Annotated in this window: 12 protein-coding genes; 1 reads left to right on the forward strand and 11 read right to left on the reverse strand. The window is 35.2% G+C overall.

Going from position 1 to position 12165, the window contains the following annotated elements:
* Nucleotides 1-31: 31 nt before the first annotated feature.
* The 8 genes from QMO11_RS13985 to QMO11_RS14020 all read right to left on the reverse strand — a co-directional run bounded on the left by QMO11_RS13985 (nt 32) and on the right by QMO11_RS14020 (nt 8534).
* Nucleotides 32-1612 (reverse strand): Na/Pi cotransporter family protein, encoded by a 1581-nt coding sequence (locus QMO11_RS13985; protein WP_282037852.1) that lies wholly within the window; start codon nt 1610-1612, stop codon nt 32-34.
* Between the two features lie 325 nt (nt 1613-1937).
* Entirely contained in the window at nt 1938-2531 is a 594-nt protein-coding gene (locus tag QMO11_RS13990) for a LysE family translocator (protein WP_282037853.1), read from the reverse strand.
* Between the two features lie 84 nt (nt 2532-2615).
* A complete protein-coding gene (locus QMO11_RS13995; RefSeq protein ID WP_282037854.1) occupies nt 2616-3641 on the reverse strand; it encodes an aldo/keto reductase family protein in 1026 nt (341 codons plus the stop codon).
* A gap of 94 nt (nt 3642-3735) precedes the next feature.
* Entirely contained in the window at nt 3736-4236 is a 501-nt protein-coding gene (locus QMO11_RS14000; protein ID WP_282037855.1) for an ureidoglycolate lyase, read from the reverse strand.
* Between the two features lie 73 nt (nt 4237-4309).
* On the reverse strand, nt 4310-5380 hold the full coding sequence (locus QMO11_RS14005; RefSeq protein WP_282037856.1) for a zinc-dependent alcohol dehydrogenase family protein: 1071 nt from the start codon (nt 5378-5380) through the stop codon (nt 4310-4312).
* An 82-nt stretch (nt 5381-5462) separates the two neighbouring features.
* Nucleotides 5463-6788 carry an L-fucose:H+ symporter permease gene (fucP, locus tag QMO11_RS14010; RefSeq protein WP_282037857.1) on the reverse strand — a complete coding sequence of 442 codons (1326 nt, stop codon included), beginning with the start codon at nt 6786-6788 and terminating at the stop codon, nt 5463-5465.
* Between the two features lie 26 nt (nt 6789-6814).
* Nucleotides 6815-7249 carry an L-fucose mutarotase gene (fucU, locus tag QMO11_RS14015; RefSeq protein WP_282037858.1) on the reverse strand — a complete coding sequence of 145 codons (435 nt, stop codon included), beginning with the start codon at nt 7247-7249 and terminating at the stop codon, nt 6815-6817.
* A gap of 64 nt (nt 7250-7313) precedes the next feature.
* On the reverse strand, nt 7314-8534 hold the full coding sequence (locus QMO11_RS14020) for an ROK family transcriptional regulator (protein ID WP_282037859.1): 1221 nt from the start codon (nt 8532-8534) through the stop codon (nt 7314-7316).
* A 346-nt stretch (nt 8535-8880) separates the two neighbouring features.
* On the opposite strand from QMO11_RS14020, the gene QMO11_RS14025 reads away from it, so the two are divergent.
* Entirely contained in the window at nt 8881-9639 is a 759-nt protein-coding gene (locus tag QMO11_RS14025) for a hypothetical protein (RefSeq protein WP_282037860.1), read from the forward strand.
* Here QMO11_RS14025 and QMO11_RS14030 read toward each other — a convergent pair.
* The 3 genes from QMO11_RS14030 to QMO11_RS14040 are packed head-to-tail and all read right to left on the reverse strand — an operon-like array spanning nt 9636 to nt 11841.
* Nucleotides 9636-10046 carry a GNAT family N-acetyltransferase gene (locus tag QMO11_RS14030; protein WP_282037861.1) on the reverse strand — a complete coding sequence of 137 codons (411 nt, stop codon included), beginning with the start codon at nt 10044-10046 and terminating at the stop codon, nt 9636-9638. The two genes, QMO11_RS14025 and QMO11_RS14030, sit on opposite strands and share 4 nt — an antisense overlap.
* 51 nt (nt 10047-10097) lie before the next feature.
* On the reverse strand, nt 10098-10760 hold the full coding sequence (locus tag QMO11_RS14035) for a hypothetical protein (protein WP_282037862.1): 663 nt from the start codon (nt 10758-10760) through the stop codon (nt 10098-10100).
* Nucleotides 10761-10815: 55 nt separating this feature from the next.
* On the reverse strand, nt 10816-11841 hold the full coding sequence (locus QMO11_RS14040; protein ID WP_282037863.1) for a serine hydrolase domain-containing protein: 1026 nt from the start codon (nt 11839-11841) through the stop codon (nt 10816-10818).
* Nucleotides 11842-12165 lie beyond the last annotated feature (324 nt).

A 12165-nucleotide genomic window follows, 5' to 3' on the forward strand; every position in this document is an offset into this window, starting at 1 on the left:
CTTTCTATTTTATCCCAAATTAATACCCTACTTACATCTTATTAATTAGAGTATATAATCTATCCGCTGTTTCAATTAAATCGGTTTCAAATCGATAAATAGCTACCCTATCTTTACTTTCATTTACCAATTGACGAACCAAATGTTTTTGCGCTTGCTTCATTTGCTTAGTAAAGGCTGCTTTGGTTGGTATAGTCGCTTTTTCCTCTAACGTTTTATCAACTAGCTTCACCTTCGCTATTAATGATAAATTACCGTATAAATCAAGGAATAACTTACTGGTTTCATCATTCATCTCAAACCCTTTTTTAAGCCTATTCTCTGTAGCTTCAACCAACTGACTTGAGATAGTACTTGCAGCTCCTTCAATGGCATATGCTACATTCAATTGATGCTGTAATTCATCTAGTTCATCATCATTTAAATTTAGCTTTTGTAACTCTCCTAAATAACCTAATATTCGAGAGTGCCCATTTATTATTGCTTGCCCCTTTTTACGAAGTTGCTTTAGGTTTTTAACATCTCCAGCTAATACAATACTAGGCGCAGTATCAATCATTTTTATCAACAATACTCCTAATTTATGTAATTCTTTATGCGCCATTTCGAAGGCTGTGGTACTGTCATTTAAGAAATAAGTATCCAAATCACCTACTTTTTTCTTTTTCTTATCTTCAAGAGGGATTAGATACTCCACTAGTCTGGCCAGTTGACTCGTAAATCCAATAAAAATTAGAGCGTTTGATATATTAAATATAGTGTGTGCATTGGCAATCTGACGTGGCACATCATCAGGCGAGAATTGTTCAACCAAGGATCCTAAATGTGGAATAAACCAAATCCATAACAAAGCTCCAATTACATTAAATAGAATATGAGATAAGGCAACTTGTTGTGCTACTTTTGGTTTACCTATGGCAGATAATACTGCGGTAACACAAGTACCAATATTAGCACCTAAGATTAAGGCAATTCCGCCATCAATATCTATTAAACCTTGGGATGCCATAACAATAACAATACCCGTGGTGGCCGAGGAGCTTTGTACTGCAGCTGTAAATATGGTACCTATTAAAATACCCCAAAACGGATTACCTAAATCTTGCATTAAAGCAATAAATGGCTCATAAGTCCTAAGGGGATTAGTTCCTTCAGACATTAAGGTCATACCTAAAAATACGAAACCAAGACCTAAAACAATTAAACCACCGTCTTTTAATGCTTTACGCGTGGCCATTGCATTCATAAGAAAACCAGCTGCTATTAAAACAAAGGTAGCCTTTGTAACTTTAAAAGCGATAATTTGTGCTGTTATGGTTGTTCCAATATTGGCACCTAAAATAATTCCTAAGGTATTTTGAAAAGATATGAGTCCGGCAGAAACAAAACCCACCACTAAAACTGTGGTAATTGATGATGATTGAATAACGGCTGTTATACTTGCCCCGGCGAACATTCCCTTCCACTTATTCGAGGTCATTTTAGCTAAAAAAGTTCTTAGCCTATTTCCTGCTACTAGCTTTAAACCATCTGTCATGATGCCCATTCCGTATAGGAAAATGGCTAACCCTCCGATTGTCTGGATCAACAACGATCCCCAATTTAATTCCATTTGAAATACTGTAATAGTTATTGCTGCAAATGTAATTAAATAGCTAGCATTTAAAAGTAAATTAAACTAATTGACAGTTAAATAAATGAAAAAATATTGTTATTTATTATTAACAAATACCCTTTTAAAGAATAGTGTTTATTGCTGAAGTATTGCGCCCAGATAGAAGTGGCAGCCCTTTGAAATTAGAGCTTATTAATGCTTGACAGGTGGATGCGACCAGAGGAGCACACGCACTGTTTAGCAATAATTAGATATAATTATAAAGGCTATAGCGGATAGCTGGAATAGCGTTCTAAATATGAAGAACTGTATGGCAAGAAAATTACACCATCAAAATTTTATACGCAGCATAAATTAAACCAAGCACCATTACTATAGAGAAAGCGCGTTTGATACGTTCATTTGTCATGTAATGCTTAATAACGGTACCAAAGCCGGCCCAAACAGATACAGTAATAAATGTGAATGTTGCCAGTCCTAAAACAGAAATGGTTAACCATAATTTATGATCGACTAAAGATGCAAAAAAGGTTGAGTAAACCGTCATCCCATAAAAAATTGCCTTTGGGTTAACCAATTGCAACAACATTCCATCTTTAAACTGTGGCTTTACAGAATCATCCGCATCAGCGTTATAGTTTACACGATAGGTTTTATAAGCTAGATACAATATGTAAGCGGCACCTATATATTTTAAGTATTTGGTAATACTAGGCACAAATTCATTCAATGCAAACGACATCCATGCACATAAAAACATTACCGTAAATGTACCCAAAACGATACCCAATATGTACTGAAGTGTTCGCTTATATCCCATACTCATACTAAAAGCCATGGCCGAAATATTATTAGGTCCGGGTGAAGTTGATGTGATAACAGCAAAAGTTAAAAAGGCGAATAAATCTACTTGCATGCGAATTGGATTTAATGTAATACTAAAACAAGCCACCCCAACGAATTAGGATGACTTGTTTACAAACTAAAAAATATCTTTTTACTATTGAGCAATTACGCCATCCTCGTCCCAAAGATCTTTCCAGTGCTTAGCACCTTCCCAAAGGAATACTTGACCTTTTACTAAACGAGAACCACACTCACAGTTTTTGATTGAAGCAAATTCTTCGTCAGTCAATGGATCTTGGAATGATGAAGTTAAGTTACTTAAGTACTCAACTGGGTGAACAGAGAAAGGAATAGTTACCTGTCCGTTTTTAATAGCCCACTTAATACAAATAACAGCTGGGTGAACACCACGAGCTTTAGCGATAGCTTGAATCTCTGGAGTTTCAATGTCTACTGCATCACCTTCAGCTACATCACGATCAGGACGTGTTGGAGAACCAATAGGCATAAAACCGATAGGCTGAATTTGATTCTTCATACAGTAGTTAAATAACTCTGTTTGTTGGAAACATGGGTGCATTTCCATTTCGTTTACTGCTGGGTAAATAGTCATTTTGTCCCAAACAGCATCGAATTTAGCAATAGTCATGTTTGAAGTACCGATGTTACGTACTTTACCAGCTTCAACTAAAGACTCACACTGCTTCCAAGTATCCATAAACTCCTCTACAGAGAATGGTTTAGAATCAGGATTACGAGAATCGCCATCACAACCAGGTGCATGGTAGTTAGGGAATGGCCAGTGAATTAAGTAAAGATCTAAATAATCTAATTGAAGATCATCTAAAGTTTCCTGACATGCTTTTTCTGTTTCGCGGTGACGATCGTTCCATACTTTACCAGTAATGAAAAGCTCTTCACGCGTACAAACTCCTTCAGCAATTACATCAGCGATAGCCTGACCAATTTGCTTTTCGTTTCCGTATACAGCAGCACAATCAATGTGACGGTATCCTAAACGAATGGCATTTTTTACGGCATCCGCAATCTCATCATGAGTAAAACGGTCTGATCCGAAAGTTCCCAAACCTACAGTTGGAAGCTTATCTCCTGAACGAAGAATTTTCGCAGGAACATCAGCTGGATTAACAGCTGTATATTGACTTGAAATATCTGACATTTTATAAAAAGATTGAAGTATAAAGTATAAAGTATAAAGTATAAAGACTTACTTTTTGTCTTAATACTTTTGTCTTATGTCTTTATACTAATTTTTAAAAATTAATTTTAATATAATCTTCTGCTGCAAGCTCTTTTACAACACAGTCGTTTGCATAAGTTCTTTCAGGAAGATTGATAAGAATATTAGCCGGAGTGTCTTCTGTTGCGAATGGACCCCAATGCCATACTCCTGCTTTAATGGTGATTGCTGTTCCTTTTGGCACATAAAACACACGCATTTTATCAAGAGGAATATCGTTTTCGCTTGCTGTAGCTGGTGCTACTTGTAAAAGGATATCTTGATCAAGAGGTAGCACTACTTCGCCACATCCTGTATGATACTCTAATACATCGATGATATTTTCGCGCTTTTGAACACGGCAGCATGAGTAACTATATGAATTGTTACCACTAACTTCCATTTGTAACTGATCGCGAAAAAACTCAACTGGTGCAGCTCCTAACTTTTCATCAGTTGGATTTATTAAATTCGCGTAAGTTCCAAATGGTTTATATGCCTCAAGCGTTAATTGCTCTACTTTTACTTCTCTCATCTTAATAGATTTTTAGAGATAAGATAAGAGACATCTAGATTACTAAAGTCTCTTATCTTTTATCTAATAAGTCTTACTTAACTTCTTCGTCGAATACAACAGCAACTTTACCACACTTACCTGAAGCCATTAGCTCGTAAGCTTTATCAGCTTGGTCTAAAGTGAAACGGTGTGTTACTAAGTCTTCTGGGTGAATTCCCCAACGCTCGATACGCTCAACTAACTCTTCCATTTTCCAGATTGAAGTTACCCATGATCCGAAAACAGTTTTTTGGTCGTGAATCATATCCGGAGAAGGGTTGATTTCTAAAGTACCACCTTCACCAATTAATACCATTTTACCCCACTTGCGGTTAGCACGGATACATAACTGACGTGCAGTTGTATGACCTGAACAGTCAACAGTTCTCTCGTAACCATAACCATCTGAAGCAGCCATTGCTTTTTCTAATGAATCAGGACCTGATACAAATACTTCGTCAGCTAAACCTTTATCTAAAGCAATTTGACAACGCTCTTCGCTGATATCTGTAGCTACAATTTTTTGTGCTCCCATAGCCTTAGCTAACATACAAGCTGCTAAACCAACAGGACCTAAACCTGTTACTAATACTTGGTCATTACCTGAAATACCAATTTTCTCTAATCCTTCGTAAACTGTACCGAACCCACAAGCAATTTGCGCACCATCAGTATAAGTTAATGAATCAGGAAGTAATACTAAATCTTTCTCATCAGCGATAATGTACTCAGCCATACCACCATCTCTTTGCCATCCGTAAGCAGCACGGTGCTCAGAGGTACAAGAAATCATATAACCACGACGACAATCGTTACATACACCACAACCTGAGATATGATATACTACAACACGATCACCTTCTTTAAATCTTTTCATTCCTGGACCACACTCAATAATTTGACCACATGGCTCGTGACCAGCTACTTTGTTTTGATAAGCCTCAGGACCTTTACCTAAATGCTCGTTGTAGATAGCACGGATATCTGATCCGCAAATAGTTGAAGATTTAGTTTTTAAAACCACTTGTCCGTGACCTGGAGCTGGGATTTCAATATCTTTCATTACTACTGTGCTGTTACCTGGTAAGAAAGCACCTTTTGAAGTTCTACATGAATTACACATTTGTTTTACTATTTAGATAATTAATGATTAATTTTTTAAACTCTATATTTTATTGGAGCAGATGTCTGCTCCATTTTTTTCTTTATTTTAAATGTACCTTCTCGGCACGATAGCTATAAATAGCTACTATTATCAAACATAACAATGGTAGGATGAACGAGAAATTAACTTCCGAAACCCCTAAAATTTTAATATCAGAGAAACCTGGTCCTCCTAAATCTAAAATCGAACCTTGAATTGGGGGCATTAATGCTCCACCTACAATTGCCATAACAAGCCCAGCTGAACCAAGCTTTGCTTCATCTCCCATATCTTTTAGGGCGATTCCGTATATAGTTGGGAACATAATTGACATTGCAATAGAAATACCTACTAAAGAATATAACCCAACAATACCTTCAATAAATATTGCCCCTAATGTAAATGTCATTCCTGCGATCGCAAAATTCAACATTAATTTACCCGGACTAATATACTTAAGTAAGTAAGTACCTGCACTACGTCCAACCAAAAAGGCAATCATTGCCGCCATATTAAACCAAGTGGCCGTTAATTGGGCATCGGCAGGTCTTGAGGCGTTTACATTATCAACATACTGATAAATAAATGTCCAACACATAATTTGTGCTGCTACATAAAAAGCTTGTGTGATAACACCTTCACGGTACCTTCTATTTTTGAATAGCTTTTTAAAAGTTGCACCAATCTTTAAGGCATCATGGTCTTCAGCTTTTTTCGGCATTTTATAAAGTGCAATTACAACAAACATTACTAAAACAAACACCCCTAGAATGATATAAGGAGTACTAATAACTCCCAAATCGTTTGTTCTAATATCTGCTTGCTGCGCTGCAGAAAGTGCATTGTAGGCCTCCGGCGTATAATCTGCTGATTTCAATGCTTTGATTACTAAAATTTGTGCTCCTAACATTCCTAAAAGAGAACCTAATGGGTTAAATGTTTGCGCCAAATTTAATCGTCGTGTTGACGTTTCCTTAGCTCCCATTGAAAGCACATATGGATTAGAAGTCGTTTCTAAAAACGCCAACCCGAATGTTAATATATAAAGCGATGCCAAGTAAAAACCAAAAATTTCAAGTTTTGCTGCCGGAATAAATAATAAGGCGCCTGTTGCATACAGTGCTAAACCTAATAAGATTCCTGATTTATACGAAAATTTACGTATAAATAAAGCTGCAGGAATGGCCATAGTTGCATAACCACCATAAAACGCCATTTGAACCAAAGCTGCTTCCATATTTGAAAGCTCAGGCATCACCTTTTTGAATGCAGATACCATAGGGTTTGTTAAGTCATTTGCAATACCCCAAAGAAAAAATAAACTTGTAAGTAGTATAAATGGAACTATATATTTCTTTTCGACAACTCTTGCTGCAATTTTATTCATATTGTAGATTTTTTGTTTGATTAAGATTATATACTAGGTGTTACCCCTTTTTTAAGTAAAATATTACCATACTTGGCAGTTTCACCTGTCATTAACACAGCAAATGCACCACGCGCTTTATCATAAAAATCGAAGCGACCGATACGCTCAATAGGAGCAACATTAGGGTTTGTGATATGAATGCTTTTTAAATAAGCCTCCTCTACTGTTGGATCTAACTCATCACCTTCAACGGCAGCCATCATAGTTAATGGAGCTGAAACATAAGAGTCTAACTCAAACAAAGGTAGAATCGCTGCTAATAAATCAGGAATACGTAAGCCATCGGCTCTTAATACTCTCCCGTTAAAAGACTCTGCAGGAAAATGAGCATCTGCTAAGATTATTTCGTCGCCATGTCCCATGCGGGCAAGTACTTCTAATAATTCAGGACTAATAAGTGGTGATATTCCTTTAAGCATAATTCTATATATTTTAAGTTTACAATTACTTTCTAACTGTTTGAAATTAACTATTCAAAAAAAATTATTGAGGCTCTCTAAAATTTAAAACCTCCTGAAGTACTAATGATACGGCACCTAAAACGGCAGCTTCATCTTTTAATACACTTTCTGTAATCTTTATTTTTCTATTGGATTGTTGCAAGGTTTCTCGCTGAAAAACACGTTTCACTTTTTCGGTATAGAAACCATCTTTTCGCATTACCTTACCTCCTAATACAATTGCCTCTGGATTAAACACATTGGCCATTGAAGCTATTGCAATACCAAGATATTCTGCAGCTTGGCTCATAATCTCCTTACAAAAGGAATCGTCATTTGCTGCCTCTTCGGCTATTATTTGAGTATCAATAGTATCATACTTAGCTAAGGATGAATCGCTATAAAACTGAATCTGCTCTTGTGCTGTGGCACTTATACCACGTCCGGATGAATAACATTCTAAACAGTCGAGCTTACCGCAGTTACAAACTTTACCCGCCGCAACCGAACCAATAATTCTATTGTGCCCAATTTCTCCTGCTAACCCATCAAAACCGTAAAAAGGTTGACCATTAATAATAACACCAGAGCCTATTCCATATCCAACATTAACAAAAATAAAATCCTTGCAATTTTCACCAACGCCATATAGCAACTCACCCTGTGCCATCACACGTGACACATTATCTACGATAACCGGAACTTTAAAACGATCGACCAAAGGTTTCTTTATATCAACATTCTTCCAATTAAAATTGGGCGAATATTCTACTATACCACTGTGTCTGTTTATAAAGCCAGAAGCTGCAAGTCCAATACCATATATATTATCAAGACTAACTCCTGATTTGGCAATTAAAGTTTCTACTAGAGTAACTACTATAGCTAAATCTTTATCAAAATCATCAGCTGCATCGGTAGCAATATCTTTTTTCACCAAGATCTCGCCATTTAAATTTGATAGTACGCCGTAAATATGTGTTCTACCCCAGTCAATTCCTATTACGTAACCATCAGCTCCATTGAACTTAACAATTACCGGAGGCCTCCCTCCTTTTGACTCTCCTACTCCAACCTGAACAGCCAATTTTTCAACATTTATTAAGCTATCAACAATACGCGTAACCGTAGGAGCACTCAAGCCGGTTGTTTTCACAATCTCAGCTCTTGATATCTTATCACTCTCACGGATCAGGTTTAAAACCTTAATCTTGTTGAGGCGATTGATATATTCTGCATTTCCTTTTGGGTGTGTTACTGTCATAATTGTTGCTACTTTCTAACGTTGCGAAAATAAGGGGTGGTTATGATATTTCCAAACAATAATTAACAAATTTTTATGACTTCGAATTATTTAGAATGATTAAGAATAGATTAAATTTAGCGTATTAGCCTAAACTACTGGACATCTATATTAATAAAGATGTAAACAATGCATTTAATAAATTATATTAATCGGTACTGAGAAGTATAATTAACTATCACAACACTATTAGATGAAAAACTAATTCACCACTTCGAATAAACCTAAGTTTAATTTTATTGTTAATTTAATTAATTGTAGTTTACATCGAGTTTGATGATTACTATCGTACCTAAAATTTAAACATATGCTATTATTCTTATTATTTACTACCCTGATGAAGCTGATTGGTAGTGAAGAAACTTTTACCATCCCAAAACTAGAGAAAGAAATAAAGGCACATGTTTCAGACGATGTGCGCAAGGATTCTTTATTAATATTATTGAAAGATGCTGAAAAGGAAACCAAAAGCTTTTATAAAATAGAAGATAAGAACTACTCTGAGATCAAGAAACTAATGTCGGATGATATTAACCAATCGGAAGAAATCAAGCAGATCTTCAAGGATAATATGCAAAAAAGAATAGAACTTCAGAACTACCATATTACAAAACGGCTAGAAATGGAGAAATTAATTAAACCCGAAGAATGGGTTTACATATTAGAAAATGCAGTTTCTCCCTCTGATAAAATAAAAGAAAAAACTACTAAACAGGATTTAAAAACTAAGGAAGCCGTAAAAAAGGTGATGGATAATACAGAAGAATCTATCCAGAAAGAAATTGAAGATGAAGAAAAACAGAAAATATTGATTGATGCTTTTAGAAGTTTTAAGCAATCTCTTGGAGTACTTGTTAAGGATGGATTAAGAATTAATTATGAGACTAACGAAATTCTAAAAAAACAGTATTCGTCAAAAGAAGAGTTAAGAACTGTATACGATAATCAAAATAGAATTAGACAAAATTTAGCCAGTGAATTTTATCAGTTCTACAAAGTAATTCATAACCAAACCGATTTAAAAGAACGAAAAGCAATTAGAAAAGAATTGGCAAAGCTTTTTTAGTCATGCTCAGCCCCTTTGTATATCCACATTGGGGTACACTTGCCTGCCTGTTCGAATCCACACTTAGCATAAAAATCAATTGAATTCCCATCTGCAACTAATATTTGTTGATGAAAATTCTTGTACTTTTCTTGAAACTTAACCATAATCATCCTACCAATTCCCATTCCCTGATAATCTGGTAAAATCAATAAGTGCGGATAATACACTACCAAGAAACCATCGGAAACTGCATTAGCTAAACCAACTAATTTATCCTTATCCCATGCACTTATTAAACCATGAGAATTTTTAAGAGCATTTAGTAACTCATTTGGTTTATCTGCTGACGACCAGTTATTTTTCTTATATAATTCAATTACCTGAACTGAATCTAATTCTTTACTATCTGATAAAACAATGCTCATATACAATTAATAACCTAGTTTACACTTTCCTGCAATTACGGATTCCCGTAATTATTCTTCTCCCTGAAATCCTTCTATTTCAGCAATTCTTTCGTTTATTAATTTGATAGATTCAATAAACACAAATACAATAAATTCGTCATCAGTTAAACCATCTCCGTTTAGGTTATAAGTATGTTTTACTGTAGTTACGTTATAGGCCATATCCCCTATTATCGTTTTTTCTCCAAATTGTAACTCGTAAACATGCTTATTCAGTTCTTTATAAGTTCTGCCTGATATATTTTTATTGCCATAAGTCAACTGGTAAGTATCCACTGTATTCAATACATTATGGACAACCTTGCCACTTAGCTTTTTATTTAGAACATTAACATCCCAAATATCCTTGGTACCATTCGTACTTCGTTTAATTTCACCTTCAATCTTGCTATCATTATAACTTAGATCGACACTAAACTTTGCGTATTTATCTTTTATTACCCCATCTAACTTCTTTGAGCCATTATGCATATTTACAGTATACTTAGTTCCTGATAAATTAGAGTGAATATCACCTTGTAGTTGATTTTCTCCATAGCTAAATTCTTCAAAGTGAATTGTTGATGTTTTAGATTTTACTATCCCATGTATTTGCTGAGCTGTTACCTTAGGAACGATTGGAAGTAGGCATAGTACAAGTACTAGTTTTAACGTTTTAAATACTGTTTTCATAATGTTAAAATTCAGGCGTTAATACAAACTAAATATATGGCAATATGATGTAATACTAATTTTTACGAAGGATTTTAACAACACGGCTATAGGAAATCTCTGAAAGATTCCAGTTATATCCACTAAAATTAGTTGTATTTGTAAATTGAATAACAACAGCATCTATATCTTTATGATATTTTGCGATACTTTGATATCCGGGGACAAGGCCAGTGTGCTCATAAACATATATAGAGGAATATATTTCTTGCTCTCCTTTTTTAAACATGGAACCATCATTTAGTGCCCTTAGAAAAATGCCTACATCTTGAGCTGTGGCAAGCATACCTTGATCTTCTGTTTTTAAATCCGATTCGTAACCAACGTAATAACCACTCATCACATCATCAAGATTGACTTCACTTAACGACCCAAAGGTATTAGTAAGCTTAAGTGGCGTAAGTATTTCCTCTTTAATGTACTGGAAATAATTATAGCCTATAGTCTTACTTATTAACTCCTTTAGTAATAAGTAATTAGTATTTGAATATACATAACCCTCACCTGGTTCAAACTCTCCTGGCAAATCGAAAACCAACTCAAGAGCACCTTGAGTACTACTTGGCGGATCCTCCCAAAACCTTGGCTGATCAGTGAAATTAGGAATCCCGCTTCGATGCTGAACCATTAAACGAAGTGTTATTCTATCGGCATATTCAATTCTTCCGACTAGCTCGGGAAAATAATAAGCAAGTGTGGTATCTAGGTTTAGGCGGTTTTCATTTACTAGCTTAGTAATGGCAACCGCCACATATAGTTTGCTGATGCTAGCAATTTTAAACAACGCGTTAGGATCGACTGGCACATTATTATAACTATCCTTAAAGCCTGCTGAATATAAAGCGGGCTCCTCTCCTGCTTTATCCACATACACAATTGCACCGCCAAACCCATATCCTAAAGTTTCCTCCACCTGCTCCTGTATGGTATTCGGAAGCGGTTGTAACCAAGTCCATACCAATATCCAAGGAACAAAATAAAGAGAGACTACAGTTCCAATTGCCAAAAGTATCCTGATTACGAGTAACTTTTTATTTCTCATAGATTTTCGCTTCTTGAAGTTATACTATCTTTAAACAGACTATTACGGACTCATTCTTTCAAATAATCGGCAATTGTAAGTTTAAGGATTTATAAAGTGGTAATCAACTCTATATCATCCAATAGAAAACAAACGCTTAATAAAAATTGTTTCAGTGACTTTTTATGGCCTTTTTGAATTAACCATACCAATGCAGGACTGAAAATAATTTATACAGTTATAAATCTAAAATAAGAACTCAATTCATTCTCAATATTTCAAGGCTATATTATCAACAAGTGTGCTTAATTAAAGGGTAACAACACATATATTGTAACTACACCA

This window comes from Saccharicrinis aurantiacus, from assembly GCF_947489045.1.
Taxonomy (GTDB): domain Bacteria; phylum Bacteroidota; class Bacteroidia; order Bacteroidales; family Marinilabiliaceae; genus Saccharicrinis; species Saccharicrinis aurantiacus.